Origin of the sequence: Prevotella sp. HMSC073D09 (genome assembly GCF_001814145.1) — a bacterium.
GTDB classification, from domain to species: Bacteria; Bacteroidota; Bacteroidia; order Bacteroidales; family Bacteroidaceae; genus Prevotella; species Prevotella conceptionensis.
In genome coordinates this window covers 1-15,981 of the sequence record NZ_KV815079.1, presented here as the reverse complement: position 1 = coordinate 15,981, position 15,981 = coordinate 1, and the positions used below count along the sequence as shown (strand labels likewise).

Here is a 15,981-nt window from a genome sequence, read left to right as displayed (position 1 = left end):
CAAAATACCCATAAATTAGTATTGTTTGGTACTGTTTTTCGATGTAACTTTGCATTCGAAATCAGCTATTGAGCAGATATTCAGCTATGTTTTTGTGCGTTACGGCACATTATGTCAAACAAACATTGAACAAAAATGAGACAAGAATGGAGAGGCTTCACAGGCAAGAAATGGCTTGATGAAGTCAACGTGCGTGAATTCATACAGAACAACTACACCGCTTACGATGGCGACGAGAGTTTTCTGGCCGAACCAACAGACGCCACCAACAAACTTTGGGGTATGCTGCAAGTTCTTCAAAAAGAAGAACGCGCCAAGGGAGGCGTCTTGGATATGGAGACCGAAGTGGTGTCTGGGATGACGGCTTACGGCCCAGGCTACATCGGCGAGAACACTAAAAGCCTCGAAAAGGTTGTAGGTATACAAACCGACAAACCCCTCAAGCGTGCCTTTATGCCTTATGGCGGCATCCACATGGCCGAACAGGCTTGCACTACTTACGGCTATAAACCATCTGAAAAACTGCACGAGATATTTACTAAATACTGTAAAACACACAACGACGGCGTTTTTGATGCTTATACAGACGAGATGAAACTCGTTCGCCACAATCACATCCTTACGGGTTTGCCCGACACTTACGGTCGTGGGCGTATCGTTGGCGACTATCGTCGTGTTGCGCTTTATGGTGTAGATTTCCTTATCGACGAGAAGGAAAAAGACAAACGCAACTGCGGTTGCGGCGTTATGACCGAAGACATCATACGCTTGCGCGAAGAAATTTCAATGCAAATCAAGGCATTGAAAGAATTGAAAGAGATGGCCGAGATTTACGGTTACGACATTTCTAGACCTGCTAACAACGCTCGCGAGGCCGTGCAATGGCTTTACTTTGGCTATCTGGGTGCCATTAAAACGCAAAATGGTGCGGCAATGTCTGTTGGACGCATCTCCACTTTCCTCGATATCTATATCCAAAGAGACTTTAACGAAGGCACACTCACCGAGGCCGAGGCACAAGAACTTATCGATCACCTTGTGATGAAGTTCCGTATGGTGAAGTTTGCCCGTATTCCTGCTTACAATCAGCTTTTCTCTGGCGACCCAGTTTGGGCAACGCTCGAAGTGGCCGGTATGGGACAAGACGGCCGTTCGATGGTTACGAAGAGCGATTTCCGTTTCCTTCATACCCTCGAAAACATGGGACCATCGCCCGAACCCAACCTCACGGTGCTCTATTGTTCGCGCTTACCCGAAGGCTTTAAGCGTTATGCATCGAGAATTTCGGTGAAAACAAGCTCCATTCAATACGAAAACGACGACGTTATGCGTCCTATCTGGGGAGACGATTACTCCATCTGTTGTTGCGTTTCGGCCACACAGACGGGTAAGGAGATGCAGTTCTTCGGTGCACGTGCCAACTTGGCCAAGTGTCTAACCTACGCTATCAGCGGCGGTGTCGACTCTAAAACCCGCGAACAATGCGGTCCTGCCCTCCGTCCGATACTTGGCGACGTGGTAACTTACGAAGAATTCATGCCCCGTTTCATGGATATGATGGAATGGCTGGTTGGTGTTTACGTCAACACGCTTAACCTTATCCACTACATGCACGACAAGTACTTCTACGAGGCAGCCGAATTGGCCTTGATAGACACCGATGTACGCCGTACATTCGCAACGGGTATTGCTGGGTTTAGCCACGTGGTAGACTCCATTTCAGCCATTAAGTATGCGAAGGTTAACATCATCCGCGACGACACGGGTTTCCCTGTTAAGTTCGAGACGGTTGGCGATTTCCCCCGCTACGGCAACGATGACGACCGTGCAGACGACATCGCCGTGTGGCTGTTGAAGACGTTCATGAATATGATTCGTAAGCATTACACCTATCGCAAATCGGAACCCACCACGAGCATCCTCACCATTACCTCGAACGTTGTTTACGGCAAGTTCACCAGCAACATGCCCGACGGCCGCCCAGCAGGTGCTCCTTTGTCGCCAGGTGCTAATCCTTCGTATGGCGCAGAGAAGAACGGCTTGCTGGCTTCGCTTAATTCGGTGGCCAAACTTCCATACGAATATGCGCTCGATGGCATTTCCAATACGCAGACTATCGCCCCCAGCACACTCGGGCACAATGAAGAGGAACGCGTAAATACGCTTGTTGGCGTGATGGACGGCTACTTCGACCAGGGCGCACATCATCTTAACGTGAACGTGTTTGGTGTTGAGAAACTCATCGATTGCATGGAACACCCGGAGAAAGAGGAGTATGCCAACTTCACCATCCGTGTAAGCGGATATGCCGTTAAGTTCATCGACTTGACCAAAGAGCAGCAACTCGACGTAATTGCACGTCAGGCTCACAGCAAGTTGGCATAAAGAAACTTGGCGTTACGGCCATATATATAAGTCCCTCCGCGCTTTTTCGTGGAGGGACTTTCTTCTAACGCTGTTCACCAGCTCACCACATCAGCATTTAGCGAACAACAACAATCAGGGCTATATCATGCCCAGCAGGATAAATAATGGAAAACAATAACACGTTTGTTCCAACCAACGCGAACGCAAGCAACAAGGCAATGCCACGTAAAGCTTACGTTCATTCCATCGAGTCGTTTGGTTCAGTAGACGGCCCAGGCATTCGTTTCATCATCTTTTTAAGCGGATGCAAGATGCGTTGCCGCTATTGTCACAATCCCGACACGTGGGCAATGAAGTCTGCCGACATGCGTTCGGCCGACGAACTTTTGCAGCAGGCATTACGTTTTCGCCCCTATTGGGGTAAGGAAGGTGGCATAACGGTGAGCGGAGGAGAGGCTTTGCTGCAAATTGACTTTATGCTCGAACTCTTCGAAAAGGCAAAAGCACTAGGCATAAACATCTGCCTAGACACTGCCGCACAGCCTTTTACACGCCAGGAACCCTTCTTCTCAAAGTTTACTAAATTGATGGGCCTTACCGATTTGGTGCTGCTCGATATCAAGCACATAGATAACCAAGAGCATAAAAAGCTAACAGGGTGGGACAACACCAACGTGTTGGATTGCGCCACCTATCTTTCGCAAATCCAAACGCCCGTGTGGATACGGCACGTGCTTGTTCCTAGCATTACCGACAACGATGCTTATCTATATGCTTTGCGTGATTTTATCAAGACTTTGCACAACGTAAAACGCATAGAAGTGTTGCCCTACCATTCGATGGGAGCCTACAAGTGGCAGAAATTGGGTCTGAACTATACGCTGAACCACATTGACAGTCCGACAAGAGAACGCGTAGAGAACGCTGAAAGGATATTACTTTCGGCCTTAAACAATGATTAGCAAGCTGTATTTGCTCTTGTTACATGGGCAAAATGCGGCAAAAACACCCCATAAATACTTTGTGTTGTTGCATAAACTCACACACACCTTGCACAATACGTAAGTAATTGGGCCAACAAGCACTTGTCTTGTTGGCCCATTTGTTAATACCTCTTTTTGGTGTACTTCGTTTCAAACAGCACCTTTTGTGGCTCTTTGTCCGAATGGCAGGTGTAGGCAAAGCTAAAACCAGCCTCTTTATAAGGTTTCAAATTCGTTGATTCGATAATCGATTTAAGCAGCATGTCGTCTATTAACTGCCTGTTCTTGTTGATGATGGCGGCATCGTCCATCTTGTCTACAAACGAACAATAATAGTGATAGGTCTTTGTTTCGGGATAAAACACCACGCTATCTGTGCGCGTATAGTTGGTTACGGGCGTGGGACAATACTTTGCCGTGTACTCCTTAGCCTCTCTTTCTGCTCGTTTTTCTATGCTTTCGTGGCACGCAGTAAGCATCGCCGCACCCAATAATAAGAAGAATATCTTTCTCATCGTTTCTTTATTTTAGTACAAAGGTAGCTATTATTTGCCAAAATTATAGGCGTAAGCAATAAAATCCCAATTAAAATACTTAACTTTGCCGTTAAAAATAAATCTTCTTTTCCAAGAATGAACCATATAAGAAACTTCTGCATCATCGCACACATCGACCACGGGAAGTCTACTTTGGCCGACCGTATGCTGGAATTTACCAAGACCATTCAAGTTACAGGCGGGCAAATGCTCGACGATATGGACTTGGAGAAAGAACGCGGCATCACCATTAAGAGCCACGCCATACAGATGGAATACCAGCACGAGGGACAAAACTATGTGCTTAACCTCATCGACACTCCGGGACACGTGGATTTTTCTTATGAGGTTTCACGCAGTATCGCCGCCTGCGAAGGGGCATTGCTCGTTGTAGACGCAACACAAGGCGTACAAGCGCAAACCATCTCGAACCTCTATATGGCCATCGAACACAATTTGGAGATTATTCCCATCATCAACAAGGTGGACATGCCCAGCGCCATGCCAGAAGAAGTTGAAGACGAGATCGTTGAACTGCTGGGTTGTGATAAGGCCGACATCATACGCGCATCGGGTAAGACGGGCGAGGGCGTTGAAGACATCCTTAATGCCGTTGTGCAAAGGGTGCCACATCCCACAGGCGATGATAATGCTCCACTGCAAGCGCTTATCTTCGACTCGGTGTTTAATTCCTTTCGTGGAATTATTGCCTACTTCAAGGTGATGAACGGCGTTATACGCAAGGGCGACAACGTGAAGTTTTTCAATACGGGCATGGAGTATGCGGCCGATGAGGTGGGCGTGCTTAAAATGGACATGGTGCCCAAGCAAGAGTTGCGTACTGGCGAGGTGGGCTACATCATCAGTGGAATAAAAGATGCTAAGGAAGTGAAGGTGGGGGATACCATTACCCATCGCGACAAACCATGCCAATCGGCCATAGAAGGCTTTCAAGAAGTAAAGCCAATGGTGTTTGCAGGTGTCTATCCTATCGAACCTTCGGAATACGAAAACCTGCGCGCATCGCTCGAAAAACTGCAACTGAACGATGCCTCGCTGACGTTCTCGCCCGAGTCGTCGGTGGCTTTGGGCTTTGGTTTTAGGTGTGGTTTCTTGGGTTTGCTGCACATGGAGATTATACAAGAGCGACTAGACCGCGAGTTTAATATGGATGTCATCACCACGGTACCCAATGTTTCGTACATGGTTTACGACAAGATGGGCAACGAACGTGAGGTGCACAACCCTTCGGGATTGCCCGACCCAACGATGATAGACCATATAGAAGAACCCTACATCAGGGCATCTATCATTACCAACGTTAACTATATTGGGCCGATAATGAAACTTTGCATGGACAAGCGAGGCGAACTTATCAACCAAGAATACGTTAGCGGCAATCGCGTTGAACTGCATTTCATGCTGCCCTTGGGCGAAATCGTTATCGACTTCTACGATAAGTTGAAGTCTATTTCCAAGGGTTACGCCTCGTTCGACTACCATGTTGACTGTTTTAGGCCCTCGCGATTGGTTAAACTCGACATCTTGTTGAACGGCGAGGCCGTTGACGCCTTGTCTACGCTTACCCACTTCGACAATGCCACGAACTTTGGTCGCAGGATGTGCGAAAAACTGAAAGAACTTATACCCAGACAGCAATTCGACATAGCCATACAAGCTGCCATCGGTGCAAAGATTGTTGCACGCGAAACGGTGAAGTGCCTTAGAAAAGACGTAACGGCCAAATGTTATGGTGGCGACGTTAGTAGAAAGCGTAAGTTACTTGAGAAACAGAAGAAAGGAAAGAAACGTATGAAGCAGATTGGAAACGTGGAAGTTCCGCAAAAGGCATTCCTGGCCGTGCTGAAACTCGACTAACCGCTGCAAGAGAGAAGAAAGGAGTGGAGACATGAAAGAACTCAATAATACCACACGCGACATCGCTCGCGAATTGGCGCGAAAGTATAGCACCATGACTCACGACGAACTCGACATTTTAGAGAGCGTCTTGGTGCCAATGAAGTTTGCTAAGGGGGAAATCATTCTCAAAGAAGGCGACGTTTGCGAACATATTTATTATGTGGAACGTGGCCTTACTCGCCAATTCTACTTTAAGAATGGCAAGGAGCTTACCGAGCATATCGGGGTGGAACACAGCATCGTGATGTGTATCGAAAGCCTTTTTAAGGAGAAACCCACTTACTTGCAACTGGAAGCACTCGAACCTACGCTCGTCTATGCCATGCCTAAGCATAGGTTGGAAGAGGTGGCGTTGCACAACGTAAACATTCAGATATTGTACAGAAAAATTTTGGAGGAGAGTCTCATTATCTCGCAAGTGCATGCCGACATGTTGCGTTTTGAAACGGCACAAGACCGCTATTTGAAACTTTGTAAACAGTCGCCACAAGTTGTTTTGCGTGCGCCGTTGGTGTATGTGGCCAGCTATTTGCAGATGACTCCCGAAACCCTTTCGCGTGTTAGGGCGGCTTCGTTGTATGCAGATAAGGATTAAGATGGCATCTTTTTAGTCCTTTTGTACCTTTCGCATATCTGCGTTAGGGCTTATTTCATGTGTCCTTTTTTATCATTGGCTGGCATCAAAATGATGCAGTCAAGCCCGAATTTGTACAATTTTTAGTACAAATTTTAACATCCTGAGTGCCCTTTCTGTCCACCAATCGCTCACCTTGCCGCAAAAAGTCGATTCTCGCGAAGGTTGGTTTTGATGCAAAAAGGGGGTAGCCTGTGCATACGACAAAATGAATATTTATTACAAAGAACCATCATTTGCACCAGTTTTTGGGTGATTTGCAGCAAAATGAAGTGCGTTTTGCCGCTAAATGGAGTGCAATATGCCGCAAAATACAGTGCGTTTTGGTGCTAAATGCAGTGTGTTTTGGTGCAAAACGCAAGGTATTTTGGTGCTAAATGCAGTGCAAAATGCTGCTAAATGCGAGCCGAAAAGCATAAATATCCACTGAAATGGTATAAACAAAAACCTTTCGAGGCATTAGAAACATGGCCAAAATGGGCAAAACAGCTGTTAAAAAGTGGGGTTTTGGTGCCTAAAAACGACTAATTGGGCTTGAAAAATTACGAGCTGGCGACCAAACTAGAAAGGCAAAGTGGTGCTAAATGCAATCGGCAGGCTCAAAAAATGACAAAATCGGAAATGGATTTGGTGGATTTTAGGGTATAATTGTCTGTTTAGAGACCCTTTTTTCGCTAGAATGGAGTGGGGAGGAGGGTGTGTTTTGTAAAGTATCTCGTAACCTTTTAAGTTTTGATTTTGTTAGTTCATGAGCTTTTAAGTTGCTGAGTTGTTTGGGTTGATAGTTTGTTGGTTGGTTGATAGTTTGTTGGTTGGTTGGTTGATGATTTTTTAAGGTTATGGGTTTGTTCGTGGATGAGTTTTTAAGTTAGCGAGTTGTTTTGTTTGTGAGGTTGTAATCTTGCCACATGCGGAATATTATGGCAACGAATGTTTTTTGTACACCCTAAGCCACATGCAAAAACAAGTGGTAGCCTATTGTGCGCGAAACAGAACACACAACGGACTACCACTTATCTTTTATCCTTTGAGCCTGTCTTAGAACAATTTGGCAGGATATACACCTTCGTTGATGAGCGATTGTATGCGTTCAACCGTTCCTTCGCGGTCGGCCGAATAGGTAACGCCAAACCATTTGCTGGTGGTGTCAAGCACTTTCACGGTGGCCGTCTTGTCGTTAACAAGTTTGTTCACCATCAATGGAATGAAGAACTCGGCTTTCAGGTTAGTTCGGTTCTTCTCGTCAGACAAGAATTCCTTAAAATAAGCCTCGCTGTAATCGAAGTAGTCGGGAGTGAAACCCCACATGTTCATTGATACGGGCGTATTGTCTGCAATGGCCACCCATTGTCCTTGCTCGTCCTTATAGCACACCTTACCGTCTACGCGCATAATCTCGGTACGCTCAACCACAGTGGTAAGCAGGCCGTTTTCGTCTGTCGAGCAAACGCCGCGAGCCACTGTTCCGTTTTCGCTAAGTGTGTTTCCAACGCGGAAACCCACCATAGCGTAAGCGTTCTTCGCATTGTCGGGTAGTTCGCTAAGGAACTTACCAATCACCATGAACGAATCGCGATTGTAGAAGTCGTCGCAGTTGATAACGCAGAACGGCTCCTTGATAACGTCTTTGGCCATCATTACGGCGTGGTTTGTTCCCCAAGGTTTCTCTCTTCCTTCGGGAACGGCGAACCCTTTGGGCAGTGCGTCTAAGCTTTGGAACACCAATTCGGCAGGGATATGCCCCTCGTACTTAGACAATATCTTCTCTTTGAAGTCTTTCTCAAAGTCTTTGCGAATAACAAAGACAATCTTTCCGAACCCTGCCTTGATGGCATCGTAGATGGAATAGTCCATGATGGTTTCACCATTAGGGCCAAGTCCGTCGAGCTGTTTCAACCCACCATAGCGGCTTCCCATGCCTGCGGCGAGTAGTAAAAGTGTTGGTTTCATTGTTTACCTGTTATGTTATTGTATCTGCAAATGTACTTAAAAAGATTGACAACACAAACAAAGGCTGGCTTGTTTTGCCTTTATGGGTTGTACTTTGTGGCAAAGCGGGCTTATTGCTGCTTTCACCCCGTGGTATAACGCTAGGACGAGTTCGTGGCTGGGAGCTTGTGACCCCTATGTACCATGGCTATGGCACACAGGTTTGTACGGCCGAAACAATGGCTAAAAGCACGAAGGTAGATGTCCCTACGATGGAGATAAGCTGGGTGTGTTTGGCCGTTTTAACCTCGGTAAGCGCGTAGTAGCGGTTTACAAGGGCGTAAAGCGCAAAGGCAACGATGGTGCCCCATACGGCTCCTGCAAGTAGGTCGCCAGGATAATGAACGCCCAAGTAGGCTCTGCTGTAACACATGGCAAGCGCCCAAAGGAAGAAGAACGCAGATAAAATCTTGTTACGGAAGAGTAGGGCGGCAGTAGTGGCTAGCATAAACGAGTTGGATGCGTGGCAAGAGGGAAATCCATAATCGCCACCTCGATAGTTGTCTACAATGTGAACGAGGTGACTAATGCCGCTTCCCAATTGAGTTGGGCGGGGGCGATTAAAGATTGGGCGGATGACTTCGGCACAAACGAAGTCGGAAAAGAAAAGCGCAACCCCGATGGTTGCCAGTATTGCCACAAGCTTGGGCTTAAAGCCAAGGCGCATGGCTAGCACAATAAAGATGCCCACGTACATGGGAACCCACACCCATTTCCCAGAAACAAGGTTCATAAACTGGTCGAAGAAGGGCGAGTGGAAACTGTTAATCCATAGCAGCAAGGCTGCATCTAAGTCGTTGAGCGTCTTTATCATCTATGTTGTTAGCGGTTGGAAATGTCGTCGTAAAGTTTCTGCAAGTAGGCTTTGCCGTATGGTAGGTTCTTTCCTGGCGTCTTTCCGTTGTCCAAAATGGTTTTATTAGTTTCGCAATTGTAGAACACGGTGTTGTCTGTTGTCTTCATCATGAACGCGTTGGGTACGGTTGAGAAGGCAAAATGGGGTACATTGGGGTTGAGCATGTCTTTGCTGAACGTAAATTCGCTGTACGAAAAGCCTAGTTGCGACAGCAAGGTTGCTGCAATGTCGGCTTGCGAACCAAGCGTGGCGATGGGGCCTTTGGCTTTAAGTGCGCCGCCAAGCAAAAGCAATGGAATGTGATAACGTTGTGGCGAATAGTTATCCATGTCTTCGGGGTAGCATCCTTGATGGTCGGGAACAAGCACAACGAGCGTGTTTTTCCACGACGGGAGCTTCTTTAAGGCGGCCACGAACTTACCTAGGCAATTGTCTGTATAGGCAAATGCGTTCAGAATTTTGTTGTTCAGTTTCTTAAAGGGCACGTCGTATGGTTCGTGGCTGCTGCTTGTTTGTATCACGCTGAGGTGTGTAGCGTTGGGTGCTTGGCTCTTGATGTCGGCCAAAGCGCGGTCGAACACGTATTGGTCGGGCACTCCCCATTTGCTAAGCCGCAGCTTAATGGGGAAGTCGGCATCCGAAACGAGGTCTTCAAAGCCTGCTGTTGTTACAAACGAGCGCATGTTGGTGAAGTCGGCATCGCCGCCATAATAGTATTTTAGCTGGTATCCCGCCTTCTTTAACTTTTGTGGAAACATGGGTAAGTTGCCCGTTTTGTTGGGATACTTCATGATACTCATGGTGGGTTGGGCAGGATAACCTGCTAAGATGGCTGCCAATCCGCGGTCGGTTCTGAAACTATTGGCGTAGAAGTTGGTGAACAGCACGCCTTCGTTAGCCCATTTGTCCATGTTCACGGCCACGTTAGCTGTACCTCCCATGCTTTTCATCACGTGTGCCGAAAAGCTTTCTAACACCACCATCACTATATTGGGCCTGTTGGTGTTGAGTAACTTAAAAACAGCATCTGTTCCCCCTTGCTTTGTCTTATCGGTGATTTGCGAAAACAACTTGTTGGCTTCGTCGGCAGCCATAAAGCGGTATTGGTCTTTGGTGTCTTCGTCGTTCATCAACGAACTGAGCAGGCTGAAACAGGGATTGATGGCTGCGTGATTTAGCTTTTGGTTCTCGCTGTAATATACGCGTCCAAGATTCATCGTGGATGTTCCCAGACTTCCGCGTATGGGAACGAACAGCAAAGCAAGCACAACAACCATTACGCCCGATGCGATAAGCCTATCTTTGGCGATGCCTTTGCTTTCGGGGAACGTGCCTATGGTCTTGCATAGAATGAAGAACAACACGGCAGTGAGCAGCAACACCACCACAATGCCCAACAGCACCCACCAGATGGGCACTGATGCCAGCGCATCTTTGGGCGAACTGAGAAAGTAGAAAAACGGTGTGGAGTCTATCCTGAACTGCCAAAAGCCGTATAGCACGGCATCTGTGCAATAAACGATGCTGATTAAAAACGAGGCCAGGGCCAAATACGTTCTGTGCAGAATGCGAATAAGGGCAGGGTGCAACCAAATGGAGATAAGGGCAAGCAGAGCTGGAATGATTGTGAAATAGCCAGCCACAGATACGTCCATTGGAAGGCCATGCCAAATTACTGCAAGATAATCTGTAAAGTTACAATCCTTAAAGGCACTGTGGTTGTAAAACATGAATACAGGTTTAAGGATTACCGAGATAGCGGTAAACATGACCATGTTTAGAATTACATTTCCAACAAGGTGCCATTTGTAGTGTCGTTGTTTTCTCGTCATAAGTTCTGGCAAGCTTAAGGTTCCGATACCATCTGCTCCATTTTAAAGGCTGTTTTAGTGTTTGGTTGTCATGATAATGGGGCTCGTGGTATTCATAAAGTCCTTTTTTCTCTTACAAAGGTATGATTTTATTTTATAAAACACCTAATTTTTAAGTACTAAATATACATTTTCTTATAAAATAAGGTTTGTACTTGCAGTGCTAATTGGTACACAATAGCTTTATCTTATGCGCGTAATCCTTTGTCCTGTAAATGGTTATTGTTTGTGATTAACTTGTTGTTCGATGTTTTTGGCTAACCTTTATGCAACCAATTATTCACTATTGTTTTGCCATTGGGTGTTAAAATACTCTCAGGATGAAACTGTATGCCATGCAGTCTAAGTTGTTTATGGCGGATGCCCATCACTTCTCCGGTGCAACTTATGGCGGTTATTTCCAGCGGGCTGCTCACGCTTTCGCGTTCCACCACCCAGCTATGGTATCTGCCCATCAGTACTTCTGTGGGCAATCCCTCAAAGATTGGGTCGTTACCAAGGTTCAAACCTCGGGTTGACTGTCCGTGGCAAACCTCCGAAAGGTGGGTTAGCTTACAACCATAGGCTTGCGCTATGGCTTGATGGCCTAGACATACGCCCAAAATGGGCTTGGTTTCGGCATAAGTTCTTATCACATCCATCGTTTTCCCAGCCTCCGAAGGAAGTCCTGGCCCCGGACTAAGCACAATCTTATCGTAGTGTTCGAGGTCGGCAAGTTCAAAGTCGTCGTTCTTCAATACCGTTACGTTTGCTCCTAGGCTTGCAATGAGATGCACCAGATTGAACGTGAACGAGTCGTAGTTGTCGATAATTGCAACATTCATGGTTGTACTGATGGGGTGCGGCGTTTGTTGTAAACACATTTACTCGATGGCTTTAAGTTCTTCAACATACTTCTGCAATTGTTCCATGTCTTTCTTGCCTGGCTCCAATTCGAATTGCGTATCAAGGTTTATCCCTGCGAACAGAGGATGAGCAATACTCTTTATTGATAAGGTGTCGAAAGGGGCGTTGGGCTTGCTTATTAAGAAAGATGTAGAGCCGTGGTAGACCGAAAGCAGCTGGTTTAGTGGCGAATTGTCGTCGCCAGTGGCCTGCAATTCTACTTCTTTTGCTGTGATATGAAACAGCAACAAGTCGGCTTTTCCCTCGTATTCCGCGGCCATAGCAAGGTCGGCTTGTGTGTCTACGACAATCCTTTTGATGATTTTAATGCCTTTCCGAATGTCTGGGTCGATGCTACGACGCAGGTTTTCGAGTGTAACGGCAGGTTCTTCGCCGTTAAGTTGCACATAGTCGAGTTCGTAGTTATAAACGCGCGTAACGATGTTTTGCGGCATATCGTCGGCAAAAACACCCACACGGCCGACTTTTACGGGCTGTTGTTGAGACGAATTGGGCTGTTTCAGGGCGCGAAGTCGCTCTTCGCTGAAATCAGGAATGATGCCGGCTCGTGATGAAATCATCCTTACATATCGCGGACTTTTGGGAATGAAGTCGAAACCAAGAAGGTTAATGCCTAATTGCGCGGCTGCTTTGATGTCGTCGGCATGTTGCATGCCACATAGCTTTATAATCATACGTTTGTGTATAAGTGTAATTTTAGGTGTTTGGAATTAACCTCGAGAGAGCGCAGTTGGGCGTTCGTAGTCGGCAAAACAATAGTTAAAGGCATGCTTTTCGTCCTTTTCGTGGCATTCGCGTGCCGTTTCTTTCCATCCGTCATAGTTGGGAAAAAAGGCGTCGGCCACGTCGGGTGTGTCGTCTATCTCAGTTAAAAGCAGCTTATCGGCAAAGGCAATGGCCTCGTTGTAAAGCATTGCGCCACCTATTATATATACGTCTTCATCGGGTGCGCAACTATGTAACGCATCGGATAGCGAAGAAAAGTGCTCGCAACCTGCAAAAACAGATTGTGTGCTGCTCAACACCACATTGCGCCTATTGGGCAATGCGCCCTTGGGAAGCGACAGAAAGGTGTTTCGCCCCATGATGATGGTGTGGCCAGTGGTAAGTGCCTTAAAGCGTTTTAGGTCGTTGGGCAACCAATATATAAGTTTGTTTTGATGGCCTATGGCTCTGTTTCGGGCCACGGCTGCGATGATGTTTATCTGCATGTCCTTATTATGTTAGGGAGCTACACCGACACTTCGGCCTTGATGTGAGGCAAGGGGTCGTAGCCTTCGAGGGTAAAGTCGTCGTATTTAAAGTCGAAAATGCTGGTCACATTGGGGTTAATCACCATCCTAGGCAATGTACGCGGAGTGCGTTTCAGCTGCTCTTTGGCCTGTTCCAAGTGGTTCAGGTAAAGATGCGTGTCGCCTGTGGTGTGGATAAAGTCGCCTGGTTTCAGCCCACTAACTTGTGCCATCATCATCGTTAGCAGGGCATACGAGGCAATATTAAAGGGTACGCCGAGGAAAGTGTCGGCCGAACGTTGGTACAATTGCAAGCTAAGCTTGCCATTGGCCACATAAAATTGGAACAGGCAATGGCAGGGTGGGAGTGCCATTTGGTCTACTTCGGCCACGTTCCAGGCACTGACAATCATCCGTCGAGAGTCGGGATTGTTCTTCAAGGCGTTCACAATGTCTTGTATTTGGTCGATATGTCCGCCGTTATAGTCGGGCCACGACCGCCACTGATGCCCATAAACAGGCCCCAGTTCGCCGTTCTCGTCGGCCCATTCGTTCCAAATCCTCACGCCATTTTCTTGCAGATACTTTACGTTAGTGTCTCCTTTAAGAAACCACAACAACTCGTAGATGATGGATTTGAGGTGTAGTTTCTTCGTGGTTAGCAACGGAAAACCCTCTTCGAGGTTAAAGCGCATCTGGTGTCCAAAAACGCTTAGCGTTCCTGTTCCTGTGCGGTCTTCCTTGCGTGTGCCTTCGTTCACGATGCGTTGTAGCAAGTCTAGATATTGTTTCATTTTAACTTTATAATCTGTTGTGGTTGTGGAATGTGCGTGCTTTTTATGCGCCACTCTTGCGGATAGAGGTTGTTGGCACGGTTACCGATGCTCTTTACAAAGCCCAGTGGCATGCCTTGATGGGTAACCAACACGTATCCACGGGGTGTATCTGCATGTAAAGTGATGGCCTCGCGGCGCAAAAAGGCGATAGCCGAGGCGTAATCCAACTCGCATTTGCAAAATGCGTTGCTGTTAAGAGCAATGGAGTGGGCGAGCGCAGGGTGTGGAACTAGGTCTTTTCCCTTTGGTGTAGCCAGCGCAACTCCTGCATGAACAATGCGCAATGCCGTGCTAGCCTTGTCGAACAGGCTTGTCCATTGACTGGGTATAGCATGGATGTTGCCGTTTATTTGGCGTGTGTCGAACGCCAAATCCGCGTTTAGCCACTGTGGCATTTCGGGCAAGCTTACCTTTGTTGTCCTGCTTTTTGAGGAACGTTTTTTGCGCTCTTCGTGTACTGTATCATGCGCCCACCTCTTCCTTAGCACGCATAAGAAAAGACCTTCGCCCTTAGATATGCCTGGAATAAACCTGCATGCAGGGATGTTCGAACCAATGCTCCCCGTGATGTTCCATGCAGCTGGGATGGGCGGCAGGTCAAAGTCGGTATCAAATTCTTGTGCAATCCACTTCACATTGCGTTCGTTTTCCTTGTCGTTGAAGGTGCAAGTAGAGTATATGAGCAGTCCGCCAGGTTTTAGGCAAGGCCAGATGTCGGCGATTATCTCGCGCTGCAACCGCCAACAGTGTTCCACGTTTGTTTCGCTCCACTCGGCAATTGCCCCTGCATCTTTTCTGAACATACCCTCGCCAGAACAGGGTACGTCGGCTAGGATGGCATCAAATTGCAAGCCGCTTTTGCGGTAGTCGGCGGCGAAATTGCTGCTCACCACCATGTCGGGATGCCCAAACTTCTGTACGTTTTCTGCCAAGATGCTCGCCCTTTGCGTTATGGGTTCGTTGCAAAACAGCAGACTTCCTTGTGGAAGAACACTCCTTAATGCTGTAGACTTGCCGCCGGGAGCCGCACAAAGGTCGAGCATCGTGATGGGCGAATGCACCAATTGCTTTACAATCCATGCCACAAACATCGACGATGCCTCTTGTACATAATATGTGCCTGCGTGAAAAAGCGGGTCGAACGTAAAGTTTGGACGTCCCGAAAGGTAATAACCATAGTCTGTCCATGCCACACTTTCGTCCGCATTACACACCTCCGCCTCGCCGTTTTTCGTCTTAAACGGGTTCAGTCTGAGGCTCACGGGAGGCTCTTGTTCTAGTGCGACAAGCAACTTTTCGTATAGCTCGTTGCCCATGAGCTCCCTTGTATAAGCGGTAAATTCTTGTGGTAGGACCATGTCTTTTTCGTCTTTTGCAGATACAAATTTAATAAAAACTGTGTGAACGCATTGCACCTACAAACGATTTTAGCATGAATTTAGCACGAAATAATGTTTTTCGTGCTTTATGTGCCGCTCAAATATGTTCTTATCCGCTGTCCCATCGCATTGTGATAGGTTCATTACGTCGGCTGGTTCGCGCACGTTTCGGGGTGATTTAGGCGTGTTTACTTTCATTCAACCATAAAGTTAACGAGTTGATGAGGTAGGAAGTAACCTGGTTAACAAGTTGCCGAGTTGGAAAATAGCCATAGCATTTATATTTCGAGGTATCGCTCTTTGAAGTATTTTACGTTGATAGACAACTCCTCTGCTTTTGCAGCCAATTCTTCCCATGTAACGTACAAGATGCTTTTGCAATCGTCCTTTATATACAGGGAACTAAATTCTGAAGTCGTCTAGATTTTTAATATTCCTACCCGTTGGCGGAATTAATTTAGGGCATACTTAA

General features: G+C 47.0%; 13 protein-coding genes. 4 read left to right on the top strand and 9 right to left on the bottom strand.

All coding sequences use genetic code 11. The features are described 5' to 3' along the window. The first annotated feature begins 135 nt into the window (after positions 1-135). Together pflB and pflA are read left to right on the top strand one after the other, a co-directional pair. On the top strand, positions 136-2,385 hold the full coding sequence (gene pflB / locus HMPREF2955_RS05860) for a formate C-acetyltransferase (protein WP_070721787.1): 2,250 nt from the start codon (positions 136-138) through the stop codon (positions 2,383-2,385). Between the two features lie 200 nt (positions 2,386-2,585). Further along, positions 2,586-3,329 (top strand): pyruvate formate-lyase-activating protein, encoded by a 744-nt coding sequence (gene pflA / locus HMPREF2955_RS05855; RefSeq protein ID WP_070721976.1) that lies wholly within the window; start codon positions 2,586-2,588, stop codon positions 3,327-3,329. 143 nt (positions 3,330-3,472) lie between these two features. On the opposite strand, the gene HMPREF2955_RS05850 is transcribed toward pflA, so the two are convergent. Continuing rightward, positions 3,473-3,865 carry a membrane lipoprotein lipid attachment site-containing protein gene (locus tag HMPREF2955_RS05850; protein WP_070721785.1) on the bottom strand — a complete coding sequence of 131 codons (393 nt, stop codon included), beginning with the start codon at positions 3,863-3,865 and terminating at the stop codon, positions 3,473-3,475. 117 nt (positions 3,866-3,982) lie between these two features. Here HMPREF2955_RS05850 and lepA point away from each other — a divergent pair, with 117 nt between their 5' ends. Both lepA and HMPREF2955_RS05840 read left to right on the top strand, forming a co-directional pair. Then, the gene (lepA, locus tag HMPREF2955_RS05845; RefSeq protein WP_070721783.1) at positions 3,983-5,764 is read left to right on the top strand and encodes a translation elongation factor 4; all 1,782 of its coding nucleotides are present in this window, start codon (positions 3,983-3,985) and stop codon (positions 5,762-5,764) included. A gap of 31 nt (positions 5,765-5,795) precedes the next feature. Continuing rightward, positions 5,796-6,401: a Crp/Fnr family transcriptional regulator gene (locus HMPREF2955_RS05840; protein ID WP_070721780.1), complete on the top strand. Its 606-nt coding sequence runs from the start codon at positions 5,796-5,798 to the stop codon at positions 6,399-6,401. 1,077 nt (positions 6,402-7,478) lie between these two features. On the opposite strand, the gene HMPREF2955_RS05835 is transcribed toward HMPREF2955_RS05840, so the two are convergent. From HMPREF2955_RS05835 to HMPREF2955_RS05800, 8 genes are all read right to left on the bottom strand, one after another. Then, on the bottom strand, positions 7,479-8,390 hold the full coding sequence (locus tag HMPREF2955_RS05835) for a sugar phosphate nucleotidyltransferase (RefSeq protein WP_070721778.1): 912 nt from the start codon (positions 8,388-8,390) through the stop codon (positions 7,479-7,481). 187 nt (positions 8,391-8,577) lie between these two features. Continuing rightward, positions 8,578-9,243 (bottom strand): phosphatase PAP2 family protein, encoded by a 666-nt coding sequence (locus HMPREF2955_RS05830; RefSeq protein WP_070721777.1) that lies wholly within the window; start codon positions 9,241-9,243, stop codon positions 8,578-8,580. 8 nt (positions 9,244-9,251) lie between these two features. Beyond that, complete coding sequence (locus tag HMPREF2955_RS05825) at positions 9,252-11,054, bottom strand: LTA synthase family protein (RefSeq protein WP_139145494.1); 1,803 nt, start codon at positions 11,052-11,054, stop codon at positions 9,252-9,254. A 359-nt stretch (positions 11,055-11,413) separates the two neighbouring features. Next, positions 11,414-11,980 (bottom strand): anthranilate synthase component II, encoded by a 567-nt coding sequence (locus HMPREF2955_RS05820; protein WP_070721972.1) that lies wholly within the window; start codon positions 11,978-11,980, stop codon positions 11,414-11,416. Positions 11,981-12,019: 39 nt separating this feature from the next. Then, complete coding sequence (locus HMPREF2955_RS05815) at positions 12,020-12,736, bottom strand: phosphoribosylanthranilate isomerase (RefSeq protein ID WP_070721774.1); 717 nt, start codon at positions 12,734-12,736, stop codon at positions 12,020-12,022. Between the two features lie 36 nt (positions 12,737-12,772). Continuing rightward, the gene (locus tag HMPREF2955_RS05810; protein WP_070721772.1) at positions 12,773-13,273 is read right to left on the bottom strand and encodes a dihydrofolate reductase; all 501 of its coding nucleotides are present in this window, start codon (positions 13,271-13,273) and stop codon (positions 12,773-12,775) included. A gap of 20 nt (positions 13,274-13,293) precedes the next feature. Next, positions 13,294-14,088: a thymidylate synthase gene (locus HMPREF2955_RS05805; protein ID WP_070721770.1), complete on the bottom strand. Its 795-nt coding sequence runs from the start codon at positions 14,086-14,088 to the stop codon at positions 13,294-13,296. Next, the gene (locus HMPREF2955_RS05800) at positions 14,085-15,488 is read right to left on the bottom strand and encodes a methyltransferase RsmF C-terminal domain-like protein (protein WP_070721970.1); all 1,404 of its coding nucleotides are present in this window, start codon (positions 15,486-15,488) and stop codon (positions 14,085-14,087) included. Before HMPREF2955_RS05800 ends, HMPREF2955_RS05805 begins: the two co-directional genes overlap by 4 nt. Positions 15,489-15,981: the final 493 nt, after the last annotated feature.

Bases quoted from the DNA above. Each gene is read 5' to 3' on its own strand.
- pflB (WP_070721787.1), top strand. From the start codon at position 136: ATGAGACAAGAATGGAGAGGCTTCACAGGCAAGAAATGGCTTGATGAA.
- pflA (WP_070721976.1), top strand. From the start codon at position 2,586: ATGCCACGTAAAGCTTACGTTCATTCCATCGAGTCGTTTGGTTCAGTA.
- HMPREF2955_RS05850 (WP_070721785.1), bottom strand. From the start codon at position 3,865: ATGAGAAAGATATTCTTCTTATTATTGGGTGCGGCGATGCTTACTGCG.
- lepA (WP_070721783.1), top strand. From the start codon at position 3,983: ATGAACCATATAAGAAACTTCTGCATCATCGCACACATCGACCACGGG.
- HMPREF2955_RS05840 (WP_070721780.1), top strand. From the start codon at position 5,796: ATGAAAGAACTCAATAATACCACACGCGACATCGCTCGCGAATTGGCG.
- HMPREF2955_RS05835 (WP_070721778.1), bottom strand. From the start codon at position 8,390: ATGAAACCAACACTTTTACTACTCGCCGCAGGCATGGGAAGCCGCTAT.
- HMPREF2955_RS05830 (WP_070721777.1), bottom strand. From the start codon at position 9,243: ATGATAAAGACGCTCAACGACTTAGATGCAGCCTTGCTGCTATGGATT.
- HMPREF2955_RS05825 (WP_139145494.1), bottom strand. From the start codon at position 11,054: ATGTTTACCGCTATCTCGGTAATCCTTAAACCTGTATTCATGTTTTAC.
- HMPREF2955_RS05820 (WP_070721972.1), bottom strand. From the start codon at position 11,980: ATGAATGTTGCAATTATCGACAACTACGACTCGTTCACGTTCAATCTG.
- HMPREF2955_RS05815 (WP_070721774.1), bottom strand. From the start codon at position 12,736: ATGATTATAAAGCTATGTGGCATGCAACATGCCGACGACATCAAAGCA.
- HMPREF2955_RS05810 (WP_070721772.1), bottom strand. From the start codon at position 13,273: ATGCAGATAAACATCATCGCAGCCGTGGCCCGAAACAGAGCCATAGGC.
- HMPREF2955_RS05805 (WP_070721770.1), bottom strand. From the start codon at position 14,088: ATGAAACAATATCTAGACTTGCTACAACGCATCGTGAACGAAGGCACA.
- HMPREF2955_RS05800 (WP_070721970.1), bottom strand. From the start codon at position 15,488: ATGGTCCTACCACAAGAATTTACCGCTTATACAAGGGAGCTCATGGGC.